The sequence below is a fragment of the Luteimonas sp. 100069 genome, from assembly GCF_003813845.1.
In the GTDB taxonomy this organism is placed as follows: Bacteria; Pseudomonadota; Gammaproteobacteria; order Xanthomonadales; family Xanthomonadaceae; genus Luteimonas; species Luteimonas chenhongjianii.
The window spans coordinates 56,750-75,642 of record NZ_RPFN01000008.1 but is presented as its reverse complement, the minus strand read 5'-3'; the positions used below and the strand labels follow the sequence as shown (position 1 = coordinate 75,642).

The window sequence follows — 18,893 nt, the reverse complement described above, 5'->3', positions numbered from 1 at the left end:
AGCACTGCCGGTGTCCTGGCGCTCTCGACCACACGGCAATCAAGAGCCCCAAGGACTGATCCAGACGATGTTGTCACCCGACACCACGACGGCCGAATCGCTCGAATACTTCGCGCCCGCTACGCGCGCCTGGTTCGGTTCGGCGTTCCCGTCGCCGACGGCCGTCCAGGCTGCGGCCTGGGCGGCCATCAGCGCCGGCGAAAACGCGCTGGTGATCGCACCGACCGGTTCGGGCAAGACGCTGGCCGCCTTCATGCAGGCCATCGACCAGCTTTTCCGGGAGCGCGAGGCGCAGGAGGCGGGCACGGCCAGTGGACGCGACGTCGCGACCCGCATCCTCTACATCTCGCCGATCAAGGCGCTGGGTACGGACGTGCAACGCAACCTGCGTGTTCCGCTTCAAGGCATCGTCGCGCAACGCAAGCGGCGCGGCGATCCTGCCGTCGAGATCATGGTCGGCATGCGCACTGGCGACACGCCACAGGCCGAGCGTGCACGCCTGCTGCGGCGCCCGCCCGACATCCTCATCACCACCCCCGAGTCGCTCTACCTGATGCTCACGTCCAAGGCGCGGGAGACGCTGCGCGGCGTGCGGACCGTGATCGTGGACGAGGTCCATGCGGTCGCAGGCGGCAAGCGCGGTTCGCATCTGGCATTGAGCCTGGAGCGCCTCGATGCCTTGCTGGCGGCGCCGGCGCAGCGCGTTGGCCTGTCGGCAACGGTGCGTCCCGTAGAGCAGGTGGCCCGGTTCCTGGGCGGATCGCGCCCGGTGGCGGTGGTGAACCCGCCCTCCAGTCGCCAGTTCGATCTGCGCATCGTCGTGCCGGTCGAGGACATGACCGACGTCCCGCCGCGCAACGATGGCCCCATTGGCCGGGCAGGTTCGATCTGGCCCCACATCGAGTCCAGCATCCTCGACCAGGTACTGCGCCGGCATTCGACGATCGTGTTCGCCAATTCGCGCGGTCTGGCCGAGAAGCTGACCGCGCGCCTCAACGAGCTCTATGCCGAGCGCCTGGAGGACGCGGACGCCAGCGCAATGGCGGCAGCTGGCGATCCCGCGGTCCACTTTCCATCGACCGCTGGCGGCACCAGCGGCCGCTCCGCGGGGACCGCACCGCTGATCGCCCGCTCACACCACGGTTCGGTCTCCAAGGAGCAGCGCAGCGAGATCGAGCAGGCGCTGAAGTCGGGCGAGCTGCGCTGCGTGGTGGCGACCTCCAGCCTGGAGCTGGGCATCGACATGGGCATGGTCGAACTGGTTATCCAGGTTGCGGCGCCGCCCTCGGTGGCGAGTGCCCTGCAACGTGTCGGTCGCGCCGGTCACCAGGTGGGCGGCACCTCCGCCGGGCTGATCTACCCGCGCACCCGGCGCGACCTGGTCGACGCTGCGGTCACCATCGACGCCATGCTTGCCGGGCGCATCGAGGCGATCGATCCCCCTCGCAATCCGCTCGACGTGCTGGCGCAACAGACGGTGGCCGCAGTGGCCATGGAAGCGGTGCACGTCGACGACTGGTATGCCACGGTGCGCCGCGCGGCGCCGTTCCACAGCTTGCCGCGCAGCGTGTTCGACGCGGTGCTCGATATGCTGGCCGGGCGCTATCCCTCCGAGGATTTCGCCGAGTTCCGCCCGCGCCTGGTATGGCACCGCGACACGGGCCTGCTGAGCGCCCGACCCGGCGCCAAGCAACTGGCCGTCACCAGCGGCGGCACCATCCCGGACCGGGGCATGTTCAGCGTCGTCCTGCCCGAAGGTGAGGAACAGGCCGGCTCACGCCGGGTCGGCGAACTCGACGAGGAGATGGTCTACGAATCGAAAGTCAACGACATCATCACCCTGGGAACGTCCTCCTGGCGCATCCAGCAGATCACCAACGACCAGGTGGTCGTGGTGCCGGCTCCGGGGCGCTCGGCCCGGCTGCCGTTCTGGCGCGGCGACGGGCTGGGCCGGCCCGCCGAGCTGGGCGAGGCCATCGGCGCTTTTCTCGGACTGCTGGAGGGCGCTTGCAGCGGCGATGGCACGCCGGACATGACCGCCGCCCTGGAGGGGCGGCTGAAGGCAGCCGGGCTCGACCCCAATGCGATGCACAACCTGCTCAGGCTGGCTGCGGAGCAGCGTGAGGCAACCGGCGTGCTGCCCACCGAGCGCACTCTGGTGCTGGAGCGCTGCCGCGACGAAACAGGCGACTGGCGCGCGATCCTGCATTCCCCCTTCGGCAGGCGTGTCCACGACCCGTGGGCACTGGTCATCGCCGAGCGGATTCGCCAGCGCTGGAAGGTCGACCCTTCGGTGGTTGCCAGCGACGACGGCATCATCGCCCGCATTCCGGACACCGCCGGGCGCGTGCCCGGGGCCGAGCTGTTCCTCTGCGATCCGCAGACCTTGCGCAAGACCGTCACCGACGCAGTGGCTGGCTCGGCGCTTTTCGCCGCCCGTTTCCGCGAATGCGCCGCGCGTGCGCTGCTGATGCCGCGCCGCATGCCGGGCCGTCGCTCGCCACTGTGGCAGCAACGGCTGCGCGCAGGCCAGCTGTTGCAGATCGCGCAGGGCTATCCGGACTTTCCGATCCTGATCGAAACCGCGCGCGAGTGCCTGCAGGACGTCTACGATCTGCCCGCGCTCGATGCGCTGATGCAGCGCCTGCAGGATGGCGCGGTGGTGATCGCCGAAGTCACGACCGAGGTGCCGTCTCCCTTCGCGGCGAGTCTGCTGTTCGGCTATGTCGCGGAGTTCATGTACGAGAGCGATGCGCCACTGGCCGAGCGGCGCACCTCGGTGCTGTCGCTGGACAGTGGCCTGCTCAGTGACCTGCTCGGCCAGGTCGACCTGGGCGAACTGCTCGACCCGGCCGTTGTCGATCGCATTGAAAGGGAGTTGCAACGTCTGGCGCCCAGCCATCAGGCCAGGGGGATGGAAGGTGCGGCGGACCTGCTGCGCCAACTCGGGCCACTGACGACGCAGGACGTGTCACAGCGACTCGGTGACGGGGAGCAGGCCCGTGCTTACCTGGCCGATCTGGAGCGCGACGGCCGCGTCATCCGGGTCAAGATCGCCGGCAGTGACCACTGGGCTGCCGTCGAGGATGCCGCGCGCCTTCGCGATGCGCTTGGCATCGCCTTGCCAGCCGGGCTGCCCGGCGTCTTCCTCGAGCCGACGCAAGCGCCGCTGCGCGATCTGCTGGCACGCTACGCCCGCACCCATGCGGCGTTTTGCACCGGCGACGTCGCAAGCCGGTTCGGCCTCGGCGTGGCCGTGGCGGACGAAGCGCTGGAGCAGTTGGCGAGCCAGGGCAAGCTGCTGAAGGGCAATTTCGGCGTCGAGCGCCGGCTCGAAGCACAGACGCCTGAAACGGGCATCCATCCGCGGGCACGCCACGAGTGGGTGGGCGACGAGGTGTTCAAGCGCCTGCGACTACGCTCGCTGCAGGCCGCCCGCGAGGCGACCCGGCCGGTGCCGCAGCAGGCCTACGCACGCCTGCTGCCAGAGCGTCAGTACCTGGTGCCCGAGACCGCGAGCAACGCAGCCGTCGCCGGAGCGCACGCGGGCAGCGGTGCGCTGGAAGGCATCGACGGCGTGGTCCGCGTCATCGAACAACTCGCAGGGGTGGCGCTGCCGGCCTCCCTCTGGGAAAGCCAGGTGCTTCCTGCTCGGGTGCGGGACTACGCCCCCGGCATGCTGGAGGAACTGATCGCCACGGGCACGGTGCTCTGGTCCGGGCATGGACGGCTTGGCGACAACGATGGACTCGTGGCGTTCCACCTCCACGAATTTGCAGCCGAGACCCTGTTGCCACCACCGGACGCCGCCTCGGCATTCCATCTGTCTGCGCTGCAGCAGGAGCTTCTCGGAAGTCTCGCCAACGGCGGCGCGTACTTCGTGCGCCAACTCGCGACGCTGGCTGCGACCCGCCGGCAGGGAGAACCTGCGCCGACGCCCACGCCCTCGGATATCGGCGAGGCGCTCTGGAGCCTGGTCTGGAGCGGTCATGTCACCGCCGACACCTGGTCGCCCGTACGGGCCTACTGCAACGCACGCCCGACACGGCGGCCGCGCGCCATCCAGACATCCCGGCGGCGCACAGGACTTCGCGGCAGGGCCTACGGGGATCGAATGTCGGCGGCGACCTCGCCCATGACATCTGTCGCGACACTCGGCGATGCCACGCTCGCAGGCCGCTGGTCGCTGCTGTCCCCTGAGCCGATGAACGATACGGCGCGGGCGCTCGCTCGGGTCGAAGGTCTGCTTGACCGCTATGGCGTGGTCACCCGCAGCGCGGCGATGGCTGAGGACATTCCCGGGGGATTCCCGGCCTTGCGGCCCGTGTTTCGCGGGATGGAGGACACCGGCCGCGTGCTGCGCGGACGCTTCGTCGAGGGCCTGGGGGCTGCCCAGTTCGCCGAACGCATGACGGTCGACCGATTGCGCGAACTTGCATCCACCTCTCCTGGCGAGCCTGTCGCGGTGGCACTGTCCGCTGTGGACCCCGCCAATCCCTTCGGGACCTTGCTGCCGTGGCCTTCCCATCCGTCGAGTACGCGTCCAGCGTGCCGCGCCGGGGCCTTCGTGGTGCTGGTCGACGGACGCCTGATGTTCTACCTCGCCCAGGGCGGGCGCCATTTGCTCAGCTATGGCGATGCGGATGACGTCGCCACGGCCAGGGCGCATGCCGCCGGCCTCAACGCATTGGCAACCGCCCTGAAACGGGAAAAACATGGAGCCTTCACCCTGGAGCGGGTGGACGATCTGTCCCCGTCCAGGAGCCCGCTGGCCGCTGCGCTTCGTGCCATCGGGTTTTCGAGCGCCCCCAAGGGGCTGGCCTGGTATGGATGAAACGGCGGGCCATGACACCGTTCCCGAAAGCGGACCGGAGATAACTCTGGAGTAATGGCGCCAGGGCCAACGTCCATCGCAGTCTGTTTCTCCGCCGCGCCGAACCCGTTCCATCAGTTCCCGAGCTGTATCGCGCTGCGACATGGCAAGGAAGGTGATTGGTAGGGGCTGATCATGAGCGTGCCTCGCGAACGACGTGGTATTGCGGGTGCCGGTGAAATCGATGTCCTCGACGTCAAGCGGCGCCCGGCAAAGGTCCGCGCGCTTCGACAGAGGGGGGCTCCCGGCATGCCGCAGGGACAAAACACTTTGGATCAGCATCCTGCTGGACGATTCCGTGCCCGATGACCTCGTCTCCAGCCTGATCGACGAAGGTTTCGGCTGACCCGCTGGATCGGCATCCTTGCATGCAATGAGCACGCGGCCATCCGGCGCATCAGGGGGAAGGCCAGCCCGGGGTCGCAGTGCGTCCTGGTGCCCTCGTGCACACCAGGCGCTGCCCCATACAGCCGCAGGGAGTGGTCTGATCGCCACGGCTCCTCTTCCTCATACACTGCTCCCGTCAGGCCGGGGTTCTCCGGGCCGCGTGTCCCGAGCTGGAGCCGCCACATGCCCGCATACGTCGCACTGTTGCGTGCCGTCAACGTCGGGGGCACCGGAAAACTGCCCATGTCCGATCTCGTGGCAATGGCCAAGAGCGCGGGCTTCCAGCGGGCGCGGACCTATATCGCCAGCGGCAATCTGGTCCTGGAGAGCGACAGCTCCGAGCAGCAGATCAAGGCCGTACTCGAGGAGGCGCTCGCAGGCTATGCGGGCAAGCCGGTGGGGGTGATGGTGCGCAGCGCGGCGCAGATGTCGGAGGTGCTGGCCGCGAATCCGTTCCCGGAGAAGGCGCCCAATCGCACGGTGGTCGTCTTTCTCGATGAGGCGCCGCCAGACGACTGGCAGGCGGGCATGGTGGCGCCCGGTGGCGAGGAGGCCCGCGCCGGTACCCGGGAGCTCTACATCCATTTTGGCGAGGGAATGGGCCAGTCCAGGTTCAAACTGCCCGCCGCCGCGCGCGGCACGGCCCGCAACATCAACACCGTGACCCGCCTTGCGGCGATGGCACTCGAGTAGGCGGCGATCGACCGGAAGAGGCGCGCGATCGGCCGTGGCCGAAGGGCGGCTTCCCCAGGCAACGATTTGGCAGCTGAAGAAGGCCAAGGCGGGGCGGGGTAGCCACCGGCCAGCGCTGGATACGGGGAGCGTCGGCTGGACCGAGGACTCACCGAGGGATGGCGGCACAAGCCGGTGACCGGGATCAACCCGGCTTCTTCGTGTCGTCAGCCGCGGCCAACGCCAGTGTCCGGGCGAGCAGTTGGTCGTAGATCGGTTTCCCGCCCAGGAAGGACGCGACGAGATTGGCGACCAGGCAGGTCGTCAGGAGCGGAACGGCGAGCGGGTAGGTGCCGGTGAGTTCCAGCGTGAGTACCACTCCGACCAAGGGAGCACGCACCGAGGCGGTAAACAGGCCACCCATTGCTGCGATCGCGAAGACGACGGGAGTCACGCCCCAGTCGGGCCCGACGATGTTGACGGCCGCGCCAAACGCCAGGCCCACGCATGCGGCCAGCGACAGCATCGGCGCGAAGATGCCACCGGGTACGCCGGACGAGTAGCTGGCGACCGTGGTGCAGAAGCGCGCCGTCGCGAGCAGCAGCAGGAGCAACAGCGCGGTCTGTTGCGCCAGCAGCGTCCGAACCAGGGATTCCCCGCCGGTGACGCTCTGCGGGTAGAGCACCATCAGCGCACCGATCACGCAGCCGACTACGGCGGGGTAGACATAGGGCGCCCTGGTCTGCGCTGTTCCGGCGAAGGCCAGTGCACGCAGCACGGCGCTGTTGAGCAGCACGCCCACGCCGCCCAGCACGCAGCCGAGCAGTGCGAAGAGCGGCAAGGTACGCAATGCGGGCGCGGTTGCGGGCAGCGACATGTCCGGGGCCACGCCGCCGATCCATTCGGTCGCGATCGTCGCAAGCAGCGACGCGATGATGACGCCCATGTAGGTGCGGTAGGTGTAGGGAAACTCGCGCCGTGTCTCCTCGATGACGAACAGGATGGCGGCGACCGGCGCGTTGAACGCGCAGGCCAGCCCCGCGGCCGCACCCGCGGCGAGGAGCCCTGCGCGTTGGGTCCTGCCTGCACGGGCGAAGTCCGAGCACATGGCGGCCACGGATGCGGCGATGTGGATCGTCGGCCCCTCGCGCCCCAGCACCAGGCCCGAGCCGATGGCGGCAATGCCTCCGAGGAACTTGACGGGCAGAACCCGCGCCCAGCGCACCTGCCTCGAACCCGCCATCGCGCCTTCCACTTCCTGGATTCCGCTCCCGGAGGCTTCGGGCACGTAATGGCGTACCACGTACGTCACTGCCACGGTCACCCCCATGGTGATGAGGGCCGCGCACACCACGAGCAGGGGGCCGTCCATCAGCTGGCGCAGATAGGCCGGCCAGCGCAGGGCCGCTTCGATGGCGAGGTGGAACACCGATCCGATCGCGCCGGCAATCACACCGACGACTGCGCACAGCGCGATGTGGCGGCGGGCCTCCCGGCGGCGCGCGATCGGCGATCCTGCAGGCGGGGTCGTGTCCATCGTTACACGCTCCACTGGGGGCATCGCCGCATGGGCCGGAACAACTTCGGAAGGTTTGTGCCGCGACCTGCCGGCGTCCGCTGGTCAGGCCCCTTGCCGGGGTCGCACGGCCGGGAAAGGTCGCGGGCCCGGGCCTGTATCGTTCCTGCTCCACCCGGCTCTGGAGCAGGTCCCATGGCGCGCAAGGATTTCGACCCCTCGACCTTCCAGCCCGATGCCCGGCCTCCGGCGCAGGCCAGGCTGTTCGATCCTGGAACCGAAGGCCCGTGGCGCGGCTCCGTGGAAGGAATCGCCATCGGAGGCCCCGTCACGGTGCTCGCATACGGAACGGACACGCCAGGTGCCGGGCCGCGGCTTCATGTCCATCCGTATGACGAGACATTCATCGTCCTTGAAGGCCGGGCGAGGGTTTTTGTCGGGGAGACCGTCCTCGAGGCAGGCGCGGGCGAAGTCGTTTTCGGGCCCGCGGGTATTCCGCACAGGTTCGAAAATATCGGCCCCGGGCGCCTGCAGACGATCGACATCCACCACTCGCCGCGCTGGATCCAGACCGATCTGGACTAGCAGCCGGCGCGGGTTCGCTTGTGCGCCTCGTGGCCGCACCGGCTTCGACGGCGGCCACGCGCAAACGCGGTGAGCGTGGCCGGTACTGGCGATCCGGCCGGTGGCCAGGCGTTGGTTGGCGACCGGACAAGCGGGTGTCGAATTCTGGCAGCTGCAGGCAACTCGTCTCCGGGCATGCCCGCAGTTCGAGGCCCAGGCGGTGAAGGCGGTCGTCGATGATTGGCCGCAGCGCGGTGCCGGCGCGCCGGCCGCAGAAGCCGACGGAGGCAATGCACGACGCGGCGCGGCTCGCCTCTGCCATGCGTCCGGGATCGGTGGACATCGATAGTCTCCGGCTTGGGGGCAGAGCACGAGCACAGCGGAGCGCGGTCAGGCGCGACGTTCCGGAACCAGGGCATGTCCATCCAGCTCACGCACGTGGCGCCGGTATTTCCGCCGCCTGCGACTGTGCGCCGGCACAGGCCTTGTATCCGTGAACGATGAGGGGCAGGGAGCTGTAGCGAGCGTCGCCTGACGCTGCCGGCCCACTGACCTCGTTGGCGGGTATACATTTCGCGACAACGCACCGGAGGCCCGCCATGCCCGCATGCCGCTTTCTTGCCCTGGCCATGGCCGCGCTGCTGACGGTGACCGCCTGCAGCCGTGAGCAGCCTGAGGCCGAACTCTCCGAAGCCCTGGCCTGTCAGGCGGGTGCCTGGGTGACCGCCGATGGCACAGTGGTGTCCCTGCTGCCGGTGGACGACGGCCTGCGCTGGCGTCTGCTCGACGGGCGTGGCGGCAAGTTCCAGGTGCAGGACGGGGCCCCCGACGATGCGCTGCAGTCGCGCGAGGGGCGGCGTCTCGCAGGCCCGGTGGTGGCCACGGCCAGCTTCGCCCCCTGCGACGAAGCGCGCATGCGGATCCAGCTTGGCGATGGCCCGGCCGAGGACGCCACCCGGCTTCCGCTGGTCCAGCGGGAAACCCGCTTCACCAGCGACGGCGTGGGCCTGCAGGGGCGGCTGGTGCTGCCGACGGGCGAGGCCACGGGGCCGGTGCCGCTGGCGGTGCTGGTGCACGGCTCGGGCAGGGAATCCGGCCTCGACGAGTATCCCCTGCAGCACCTGCTGCCGGCCCAGGGCGTGGCGGTGTTCGTCTACGACAAGCGCGGCACGGGCGGCTCGGATGGCGACTACAGCCAGGATTTCCGCCTGCTGGCCGCCGATGCCGTCGCCGCGCTGGCGCATGCGCGGCAGTTGCATCCGGACGGGTTCAGCCGCGTCGGCTTCGTCGGCACCAGCCAGGGCGGCTGGGTGGGGCCGCTTGCCGCATCGCGCAGCGATGCCGACTACGTGGTCGCGCTGTACGGCATGGCGGAGAACGCATTGGCCGAGGATCGCGAACAGGTTCTCAACGACCTGCGCGCCAAGGGCTACGGCGACGATGTTCTGGCCAAGGCGCGCGAGGCGACGGATGCAACCGCGCTGCTGATGGCATCGGGGTTCACCCGCGGCTTCGACGAACTCCAGGCTGTCCACGAACGGCATGGCCGCGAGCCCTGGTTCGACGCGATGCAGGGCGAGTTCACTGGCCAGCTCATGCGCATCCCGGCGTGGACGCCGCGGTGGCTGGTGCGGCGCATTGCCGCGCGCCAGGACGTGGGCACAAGCTGGGACTACGAGCCGATGCCGGTGCTGCAGGCGTTGGTGGTCCCGCAGCTGTGGGTGATCGCAGGCGACGACCGGCAAGCGCCGAACGTGGAGACGCTACGGCGGCTGCGCGCCCTGCAGGCGGGCGGGCGTCCGCTGGACCTGGCGGTTTTTCCGGGCACCGACCACGGCATCTACGAGTACGAGCAGGATGGCGACGACCGCATCATGCTGCGCAACCCCGATGGCTACTTCCGCATGATCGCAGACTGGATCAAGACTCCGGGCCTGCGCGGCGCCTATGGCAGTGCGATCCTCGAACCGGCGCCCGCGTCGGACACGACAGCGGCGCCACCCGTCTGAGCCACCGTCTGCGCCACCCGCGCCCGTCCCTGGCCTGCGTGCGGGCCTCTTCGCGCCCTTGGATGGGCGTTGTTGATGCCGCGGTCTCTTGCGACCTCCCCACCGGCTAGAATCCGCCCATGACGACCCCCGATCACGCCAGGCTCGACCGTATCGTTGCCGAGGCCAGGCGCAGCGCCGAGCAGCGCGCCAGCGGATACCGCGAGCGCGCGCTGAAAATGTACCCATGGGTCTGTGGCCGCTGCGCGCGCGAGTTCACCCGCGCCAACGTGCGCGAGCTGACCGTGCACCATCGAAATCACAACCATGACGACAACCCGGCCGACGGCAGCAACTGGGAGCTGTTGTGCGTGTACTGCCACGACAACGAGCACTCCCGACAGCTCGACCATACCGGCGTCAGTGCCCTGGATGCAGAGGACGCCCCGGCCGCGGCCACGTCCAATCCGTTCGCCGATCTGAAGGCGCGGCTGCAGAACCGATAACCGCGCAGGTGCCGTGACCCGCGGCTGGCGGAACAGGCGCGTGCGCCTGCTTCGCATCCGCGAAAGACGCCTCGGGCCCTGTTAGCCTTCCATGTTTTGAATCCAGGATGGAACGAATGAGAGCCACCGTTGTCGGCCTCGTGACGCCGCATCTGCTGCGCGTCGTAGACCTTGCCAATGAAGCGCAGAAAGGCGTCAAGGTGGATTGGCACCTGCGCGACGCCGTCACCACTTCGATGGCCGAAATGGCCGACCAGTTCAATGCTTCGGCGTTGATGAGGGCTTATATCGATGGCCTGGAAAGCGTGGCCAGCCAGGCCCCCGCGGCACGCACGGACTACCTCCGCGCTCTCCAGTCGGCGGCGGAAGCCGCGCGCAGTCTCAGGCGCGATTGACGGCGGATCGGCCGGGCGTTCTGTCTGTGAGCCGGGCGCCTCCCCCGGCATGATGCCGACACCCTGAAGACGGAGGCGGCTGCGGCACCGGCGCCTTTTGCCGGCGCCCGGGAATCCTGCGAGGCGCGTCTTCACCCGAGGCATGCAATCGCTGTCCTGCTGGAACTCTGCTGGCGCAACGTCACGACCGCATTCGCGGCACGTGGTTCTGTCCCGGATCCGGCCAAGCGTTGGCGGGCCGGCACTCGCGGCCGCGGAGCAGGCATTTGCAACTCACAAGGGCGTCCCCGGGGAGGAGCCGCCGAGTCCTTTCGCGCACACCGGAGGATGGGGGAGGGCGAGAACGTGCCGCTCCCCGGCAGGGAGTGCTCCGTGAACGACTCAGCCCAGCGCGAGCGCAGCGATCGCCACCACCGCCGCGGCAGTGAGCATGATGGGCACCCATCTGCGGACCGGCGTGGCGGCGTGCAGCCGCGGCACAGGTTCGCTGGGCGCGGCCCCGGGCGCGGTCTGCCTCGGGATTTCTACGCCCGGTGCCACCAGGACGAAGCGTACGGCGTCCAGGCGGAGTTCGTCGCCCGGGCCCAGAAATCCCTGCTGTACGCGTCTGGAATTGATGTAGGTGCCGTTGGACGAGCCGAGGTCTTCGATCGACAGGCCATCACCGGCCGGTTTCACCATGGCGTGGCGTCGGGAGATCTCTTCGGCAGGCACCGTGATGTCGCACTCCGGCGAACGGCCGATGACCACCGGCCCCGTGACCGGGAAGACCTTGTCGGACAGCGCGCCTGATACGCCGCGCAGTACGAACCGGGGCAGTGCCGCGCGCACGCGGGTGGCGCCGACGTCCTCTTTGTGCTCGCGGGTATCGGCCGCTGCGATGGGATCACGCACGGATTCCTTGAGGACGAACGTCGCGGCCACCGGACCGATGTCGATCTGGTCCCCGTCGCGCAGCGCCATGAGGTCGGAAACCGGCCTGCCGTTGACCGACACCGGGCCGCCGCCGTGCGGCACCTGCACGTTCGCGCCGGTTACCGTGACATGGATCTCGCAGTGGAGAGCGGCGATGCCGTCCGCGCTCAGCACGACCGCGCCGCCGGGTGCCGCGCCGATGCGGTGGAGCCCTGCGCTCAGCGGGACCGGGTCGTGCTCGCCATCGGGGAAAACCAGTTTCATCCTGCTCTCGTGCAATGGCGAAGGCCGGGCCGGCCAACATCGGCGCGTATCTTATCCATGCCCGGGTAGGCATAGGGGGAAGGTTCCGCGAGCGCATGCGACGCGCCCCGGTAGACCTGGCGCGGGTCGGGGCGTCCCGGCCCGACCTCGCAGGCGTTCAAGTCCGCCCGGCGCCGGCCGATACAAGCTTCCGATGCCGCGTCTGCCGCGTGCGCCAGGAGGCTACGGGCCATGGACTCCATCGACATCCTCTTCGCGTATGTGATCGGCGGCTTCGGTGCCTGGGCTGCTGCCCTGATGATGCTGATCGCGGTCCAGGGGGACCGTCTGCATCGCGACGTGCTGCTGCGCTGCGCGCTGGGATTCGCGGTGCTTGGCGCGGGCATGGTGCTCAGCGGCCTCGTCGAGCGCACTGCGCGATGGCCCACCCTCACACTTGCGTTGTCGGCGGTGGTGGCGACGCTGGTGATCTATCGCGCACTGCGCCAACTGGTGGGCGTGCCGCCGATCCCCCGGCCCCGGCGACTCTCCGAGATCGCTGCGCTGTGCCTGCTGTTGCTGGTCGCCTGGTCCGCAGGATCGCGCAGTTTCGCGCTCGCATTCCACCTCGTGGGCCTGGCCCTGTCGCTGGGCCTCACCTGGGCGGTGCGGCGGGCGCTGCTGGCGCCGCGCAATGCGGCGGAGACCGCGATGGCGGCCACCCTGTTGTTCTACGCCGGAACCTGGGTCTTCGCCTTGTATGCAACCCTCCAGCACGATGGACCCGAGCACCGTCACCTGCTCTATGTCGAGCCACCGCTGCTGGCCGCGTACGGCGTGAGCTATGCACTGCTGCCGCTGCTGGTGGGCGCACATGTGCTCAACCTGGCCAACGCGCGCCTGGACCGCCGCCTGCGCCGGCAAGCCAGTACGGACGAGCTCAGCGGTCTGTTGACCCGTCGAGCGCTCAACGAGTGCACAGGGAAGTGGCAGGCGGATGTGCTCGAACGCGGGCGTCAGCCGGTGGTGGTGCTGCTGGACGTCGACCACTTCAAGCGCATCAATGACACCCACGGCCACGAGCGCGGCGATCAGGTGCTGCGAGCGGTCTCCGGCCGCCTGAGCGGCGCGCTGCCGGCGGGCACGCCGCTGTCCCGCTGGGGGGGTGAGGAGTTCCTGGTGTTGCTGGACCCGGCGGATCTGGACGAGGCCGGTGCAACTGCGGAGCGCTTGCGCGAGGCGGTGGGCGGCACGCCGTTCGCGTTCGGTGCCACCTGCCTGCGGGTCACGATCAGCATCGGCGGGGCGCCGTGGCCGGCCGGTGGCGTGTTTTCGCGTGCGGTTGCCAAGGCAGATGCCGCCCTGTACGCCGCCAAGCACGGTGGTCGCGACCAGGTGCGGATGGCTGACGCCGGGTAAGGCGGATCCGTCCTGTGCGCCGGGGGCAGGCGGAGCTCCGTTTCCAGCCATTCCGGTCTGTCCTGCTCGCCCCAGCCTGAGCTTGTCCGCGATCGCCGGCCCGAATGTCGCTTGTCACGCGCGCGTCTCTGCGATCGTTCCTGACGTTGTCCAGGACTGGCCGCGCGCCGCGGTGGATGCTCGCCCGCGCTGCGACGCCGCGCGGCCAATGCTTGCGACACGGCGTGGGGCGGCTTCACACGGCCGTACCGGTGTCGGGCTGAACTTCCGACCGTTGCCCGGGCCGGAGCAATGGCCCGACAGCTCAGGCCGCGCCGTCACCCTCTTGCGCTTGATGCAGCGCTGCCTCCATCGGCTGCTGCGCCAACGGCGTTCGTGGCTGGCGGCGCTGGGTGTCCACCGGGCCGTGCCCCGCGTAATGCGTTGCCCGTCGATTGCGCTCAGGAGAACGGCATGGCGATCGTGGACGTGCTCAGGGACGACCGGGCCTGGAAGCAGGGCGTGCGTACCGCCGTGGCGGCCGCGGTGTCCTTCCTGTTCGCCGAGGCGTTCTCGTTGCCGCAGGGCTACTGGGCGGTGATCAGCGCGGTGCTGATCACCCAGGAAACCATGGGCGCGACAGTGCAGGCCGTCCGCGTCCGCCTGGTGGGGACGTTTGCGGGTGCGGCGATCGGCTTCCTGCTGGCGATGGTCACGCCCTCGGGCGAGTGGGGCACGCTTGTCGCGCTGGTGATCTCCACCGGCTGGCTCGCGATCTTCGCGGTGCGCTACCCGAGCCTGCGCATCGCGCCGATGACCGCGGCGATCATGCTGGTCGCCGCGCCCAGCCACGCCGACGTGGTCGTTTCCGCCGGGCACCGGGTGCTGGAGATCCTGATCGGTTGTCTGATCGGGATCGGCGTGCAGCTGCTGGTGTTTCCGCGCCGCGCCGAGACGCTGCTGCGCAGCGAGGTGGCGGAGGTGCTGGTGTTGCTGGGCCAGGTGATCGTCGCCCCCCGCGACGGCGCCAACGCCGCGCTCGACGGCAAGCTCGACGAGGCGTTCGCCCGCCTGGACGCGTTCGGTCAACAGGCCGAGGCCGAGCGGTTCGGCCGGGAGCACGGCGGAGCGGTCGATCCGGACAGGGTCAATCATGCGCTGCGCCACCTGCGCATTGCGGTATCCGGCCTGCACAGGGTGTGGCGCCGTGCACTCCGCGATGGGGACAGCCACGTCGCGGCCGGACTGCGGGCGGTCGGCGAGGCCATTCGTGCCTATCTCCTCGAGCTCGCAGCCGAATTCGGCCACGGCGGGCCGGCCGCCAACAGCCGACGTGTGGTCCAGGCCGCGGCACGGTTGCCGCGTGTCGCACCGCCGGGTGGCTCCGCCGCGGATGACCAGATGGTCGTCTCCTACGGCGACGCGCTGGATCAGGCAAAGCTGGCGCTGGACCAGTTGCGCGACGCTGTCACCGGCGCGCGCACGCCCCCGCGCCCGACACCTGGGCAGTCGCGATCGTGAATGTGCCGACCGCCTGGTCGGTCCGTCCGCTGTGTTGGCCCGCCCTGCCGGACCATCATTCTGCAGGGCGGCACAGGGCGCGTGCGCGCTAGTGCTCGGAAGGGAGGCGATTGGCGGCGCAGCCTGGCAGGCACACCGGTTGTCCGGGCCCCGGAACGGCCACGCTGGTATCCAGGAGTTTCTACCGGGTCCGGGTATTCACCGTGCCATAGCATTTGCCGGACTACCTTCGCTATACCCCCCTTCCGGCCCGGGAATCCCCCATGAATATCGCACCGACCCTGCTTGCTGCAGCTCTCGCGTTGGTCCTCTCCGCATGTGATGACAAAAAGAACGATCGGTCTGCCGACAGCACCGCCGGTACCGGCACCTCCGCCGCCGGAAGCACCACCGCCGGCAGTGGTGCCACCGCTCCACCCACCGATACGTCGAACACCGCTGCGAACACCGCCGCGGACGCAGGCACCGCAACGACTGGCGCCAGCACGACGGCGGATGCGACACACGATGCCACCGCTGCCGCGCACGGCACGCTGTCGGAGTCCGATCGCAAGGCCCTCCGGGAGGTGGCTGAGATCGACCGCCATGAGATCGCGGCCGCGAAGCATGCTTTGAACAAGAAGAACATGAAAGAAGCCGTGCGCAGTTATGCGGAAACCCTGCTTGCGGACCACACCCGCGATCTCGAGGCCACCGAGCGGCTGTTGGGTGGCAGCACAGACGGGAAGACAAGCAGTTCGCGTCGCGCCCTGGGAATGACGTCCACTGGTTCGACCGGTGCCACGGGTACGGCGGATGCCGCCACCGACAACGATTCCGACCTGCATCGGATGCGCGAGAAATTCGACGAGGACGTGCGTCGCCTCGATGAGCTGGCCGATGATGCCTACGCCAAGGCGTGGGTGGACCACATGATCCGCAGCCATGAGGACGCGCTGACGAAGCTCGATCGCGACATCCCCAAGGCAACCGACCCGGCGGTGAAAGCGCAGCTCGAACAGACCCGGGCAATGATCGCGCGTCATCTGGAAATGGCCCGTTCGCTGAAGGCATCGCACGACGCCTGACCGCGGCGCGCCGCAGGCCTGCAGCCAGCGGTGTTTTCGCAACCGACGTCCCGGCCCCGGCCGGGACGTCGCGTTTCCGCCCTCGGGGTGCTCAATCGTCGGCATGGAGCCGCACCCGGCGCGGCCCGATCTTCATGCGCGAGTTGCGCGTGTCCGACGGTCGGGCGGCGGCACGCGGGCCTCGTCGCGCGGGGTGATTGCGACGCGCCTTCCCGTTGGAGAACGTCATGATCGGAAACAAGGTCGTCATCGTCACCGGTGCGTCGGCGGGCATCGGCGAGGCCACTGCCAGGCTGTTGGGCGCGCAGGGGGCCCGGGTTGTCCTCGGCGCACGTCGGGAAGACAGGCTGCTGCGGATTGTCGAGGACATCCAGCGCGAGGGCGGCGAGGCCATCCATCACCCACTCGACGTTACAGACCAGGCCGCCAACACGCAGATCGTCGAACTGGCGATGGAACGGTTCGGGCGCGTCGATGTCATGTTCCTCAACGCCGGCCTGATGCCCAATGCGCCGTTGTCCGCGCTGCGTACGGACGAGTGGCACCGCATGGTGGACGTCAACATCAAGGGCGTGCTCAACGGCGTGGCCGCGGTGTTGCCGGTCTTCCTGGAGCAGGGATGGGGGCATGTCGTTGCCACCTCATCGGTGGCCGGACTGAAGGCGTATCCCGGCGGCGCCGTGTACGGCGGCACCAAGTGGTTCGTGCGCGATTTCATGGAGGTGCTGCGCATGGAGTCGGCGATCGAGGGCACCCACATCCGGACCACGACGATATATCCGGCGGCGATCAATACCGAACTGCTCACGACGATCCGGGACGAAGGCGCACTCGGCCAGATGCAGGCGGTCTACGATCGTTACGGCATTCCGCCGGAGCGTATCGCCAGCGTGGTGGCATTCGCGATCGACCAGCCCGAGGACACCACGATCAACGAGTTCACCGTGGGGCCTGCCGGGCAACCCTGGTAATCAGCGGGGCGGAATCATTGGGCGCGTGTCGCCCGTGGACAGCACGCGGCGCCGCGCCCCGGGTCAAGCGCACGCACCCGTTTCTCGGCTGTGGCAGGCCATTGGGCCGCGTTGTCCCCACTGTTGCCCCAGGCTGGCCACGCCGTATCCCGGATCAGTCGCGGCGGCGGTCAGGCGCTGCGCAGGCCGGTGCGTTCGCAATGGCACCGGTCCGTGTTCAACGATGCGGGGTGTTCAGTGCCGGCCAGAGGTCTGCTCGCTGTGGTGGAGCTGCAGATGCAGGCGGTCGCGCTCGGACGACAGCAGCACCAAGACAGTGAGGCCGATGACGGCACCGGCAATGGTGTCGACGACGCGTTCGGCCACCATCCCACTGCCCGCGGCCGTGGGCGCTGCAAGTGCGGTCATCAGCAGCGCCATCGGCGTGACCAGGACCTGGCCGATCGCGTAGTTGCGGCCGATGACCAGTTCTGTGGCCACTTGTATGAGCGCGAGCACGCCGATGATGGTCCACGCTGACGGCTGCATCGCCAGCAGGCACCCCACCAGCAGCGCGCCGATCGCCGTTCCCACCACGCGCTGCAGCGCCCGCTGGAGGCCGAAGTGCAGCCGTGTGGCCTGCAGAACCGCAAGCGCTCCCATCGCCGCCCAGCCCGGATATGCCGCGCCTGCTGCATGGGTGACAAAGGCAGCGGCCGCGGTACCGACGATGATCCGCCCCAGCACGAACCGCCATTGCGCGGGTGCACCTGGCGCGGGCGAGGCCATGGTCAGGCGGCGTCGACGTGCCGGGTCCGACAGGGCGCAGACCAGCCAGGCGACCAGCGCGGCCACGGCGGTGACCGCGATCCGTTCCAGGAGTTGGGTAGTGGACAGCGCCGGCGACATCGACGCGCTCGCCGCGAACACGAAGATCAGTGGCCCCGGCGCGCCGAAGCGTCCGGCTTCGCAGGCCAGGAAGAACACGCCGCACAGCAGCGCCAGCACCAGCAACTGCAGTTCCAAACCCAGGCCGAGCCATGCAGCCATGGACATGGCCGCGACCGAGCCGACCTGAAGCAGGGCCACCCGCAACATCTGGGCACGGCGTTGCGCGGCAGGAGCGAAGCGCGCGAACAGCGCCACCAGGGCGCCCAGCGAAGCAAAGCCGATCAGGTGCGGCCAGGGCGAGAGCAGGGCAAGCGGCAGTACGATCAGGGCCGCGACGGCGGCCTGTGTGCCTGCGGCCAATGCATCGCCGATGGGCGCGCGCGGTGCCAGCGATACGCTGTCGCGCAGGTGGTAGCCCTGCAGCAGTTGGCGCATTGCGTCGCGACGACGGATGCGCGCGGCGGACGTGGTGCCGGGGGGCGGATTCATGGCGCTGGCTCGGCGCCGCTGTCCTGCAGTGCGCGCAGACGTTCGTCGATGCGTTCGAAGTGCCCGAGCATGTTGGCCAGATCGGAATCGGAAATGCCTTCGAGCATGCGGGTCTCATGCCGCAGCAGGGTGCGGCGGATGGCCTGCACGCGCATCCGCCCGGCGGCGGTCAGGTACACCCGGCGCGCGCGGGCGTCGGCCGGATCCACGCGGCGCTCCACCAGCCCCTGACGGCCGAGGATGTCGAGCAGGCGCACGAGGCTGGACCCGTCCAGGTTGATACGTGCCGCGAGCGCCTTCTGGGTGATGCCGTCGCCACTTTCGTGCAGGTGCACCAGCGGGACCCAGGTGGCATCGGTGAGCCCGGCAGCAACGAGTTCGCTGTCGAGCACCTGGCGCCAGCGACGTGCCAGCACGGCAAAGCGGATTCCGAAACGAGCGCGTGGGGACGATGCCGAAGGTAAAGCAATCATCGACGAATCCTAGAGACATATGATTTGCATTGCAAATCAATTTAA

Annotated in this window: 14 protein-coding genes; 10 read left to right on the top strand and 4 right to left on the bottom strand. The window is 69.0% G+C overall.

The genetic code is table 11. The features are described from left to right. Positions 1-67 precede the first annotated feature (67 nt). The gene (locus tag EGK76_RS14705) at positions 68-4,834 is read left to right on the top strand and encodes an ATP-dependent helicase (RefSeq protein ID WP_123833110.1); all 4,767 of its coding nucleotides are present in this window, start codon (positions 68-70) and stop codon (positions 4,832-4,834) included. A gap of 609 nt (positions 4,835-5,443) precedes the next feature. After that, positions 5,444-5,953 carry a DUF1697 domain-containing protein gene (locus EGK76_RS14700; protein ID WP_096298049.1) on the top strand — a complete coding sequence of 170 codons (510 nt, stop codon included), beginning with the start codon at positions 5,444-5,446 and terminating at the stop codon, positions 5,951-5,953. Between the two features lie 184 nt (positions 5,954-6,137). Here EGK76_RS14700 and clcA read toward each other — a convergent pair whose 3' ends face one another. After that, entirely contained in the window at positions 6,138-7,469 is a 1,332-nt protein-coding gene (clcA, locus tag EGK76_RS14695) for a H(+)/Cl(-) exchange transporter ClcA (RefSeq protein ID WP_123833109.1), read from the bottom strand. A gap of 174 nt (positions 7,470-7,643) precedes the next feature. Here clcA and EGK76_RS14690 point away from each other — a divergent pair, with 174 nt between their 5' ends. The 4 genes from EGK76_RS14690 to EGK76_RS14675 all read left to right on the top strand — a co-directional run bounded on the left by EGK76_RS14690 (position 7,644) and on the right by EGK76_RS14675 (position 10,901). Next, complete coding sequence (locus EGK76_RS14690; RefSeq protein ID WP_123833108.1) at positions 7,644-8,033, top strand: cupin domain-containing protein; 390 nt, start codon at positions 7,644-7,646, stop codon at positions 8,031-8,033. 578 nt (positions 8,034-8,611) lie between these two features. Continuing rightward, the gene (locus tag EGK76_RS14685) at positions 8,612-10,021 is read left to right on the top strand and encodes an alpha/beta hydrolase (protein ID WP_123833107.1); all 1,410 of its coding nucleotides are present in this window, start codon (positions 8,612-8,614) and stop codon (positions 10,019-10,021) included. A gap of 119 nt (positions 10,022-10,140) precedes the next feature. Then, entirely contained in the window at positions 10,141-10,506 is a 366-nt protein-coding gene (locus EGK76_RS14680) for a YajD family HNH nuclease (protein ID WP_096298057.1), read from the top strand. Between the two features lie 116 nt (positions 10,507-10,622). Then, positions 10,623-10,901, top strand: a complete 279-nt coding sequence (locus EGK76_RS14675; RefSeq protein WP_123833106.1) for a hypothetical protein — start codon at positions 10,623-10,625, stop codon at positions 10,899-10,901. Positions 10,902-11,282: 381 nt separating this feature from the next. Here EGK76_RS14675 and EGK76_RS14670 read toward each other — a convergent pair whose 3' ends face one another. Beyond that, positions 11,283-12,080 (bottom strand): FHA domain-containing protein, encoded by a 798-nt coding sequence (locus tag EGK76_RS14670; RefSeq protein ID WP_123833105.1) that lies wholly within the window; start codon positions 12,078-12,080, stop codon positions 11,283-11,285. 231 nt (positions 12,081-12,311) lie between these two features. On the opposite strand from EGK76_RS14670, the gene EGK76_RS14665 reads away from it, so the two are divergent. The 4 genes from EGK76_RS14665 (at position 12,312) to EGK76_RS14650 (ending at position 17,016) form a co-directional block, all read left to right on the top strand. Next, on the top strand, positions 12,312-13,478 hold the full coding sequence (locus EGK76_RS14665; protein WP_123833104.1) for a GGDEF domain-containing protein: 1,167 nt from the start codon (positions 12,312-12,314) through the stop codon (positions 13,476-13,478). Positions 13,479-13,931: 453 nt separating this feature from the next. Next, positions 13,932-14,978: an FUSC family protein gene (locus tag EGK76_RS14660; RefSeq protein WP_158613513.1), complete on the top strand. Its 1,047-nt coding sequence runs from the start codon at positions 13,932-13,934 to the stop codon at positions 14,976-14,978. Between the two features lie 263 nt (positions 14,979-15,241). Further along, the gene (locus EGK76_RS14655) at positions 15,242-16,045 is read left to right on the top strand and encodes a DUF4142 domain-containing protein (protein ID WP_123833102.1); all 804 of its coding nucleotides are present in this window, start codon (positions 15,242-15,244) and stop codon (positions 16,043-16,045) included. Positions 16,046-16,272: 227 nt separating this feature from the next. Next, positions 16,273-17,016, top strand: coding sequence for an SDR family oxidoreductase (locus EGK76_RS14650; protein ID WP_096298067.1), 744 nt, complete (start codon positions 16,273-16,275; stop codon positions 17,014-17,016). Between the two features lie 234 nt (positions 17,017-17,250). On the opposite strand, the gene EGK76_RS14645 is transcribed toward EGK76_RS14650, so the two are convergent. After that, positions 17,251-18,375: an FUSC family protein gene (locus EGK76_RS14645; RefSeq protein ID WP_123833101.1), complete on the bottom strand. Its 1,125-nt coding sequence runs from the start codon at positions 18,373-18,375 to the stop codon at positions 17,251-17,253. Beyond that, the gene (locus tag EGK76_RS14640; protein WP_096298071.1) at positions 18,372-18,848 is read right to left on the bottom strand and encodes a MarR family transcriptional regulator; all 477 of its coding nucleotides are present in this window, start codon (positions 18,846-18,848) and stop codon (positions 18,372-18,374) included. The genes EGK76_RS14645 and EGK76_RS14640 overlap by 4 nt, the downstream gene beginning before the upstream one ends. Between the last annotated feature and the right edge of the window lie 45 nt (positions 18,849-18,893).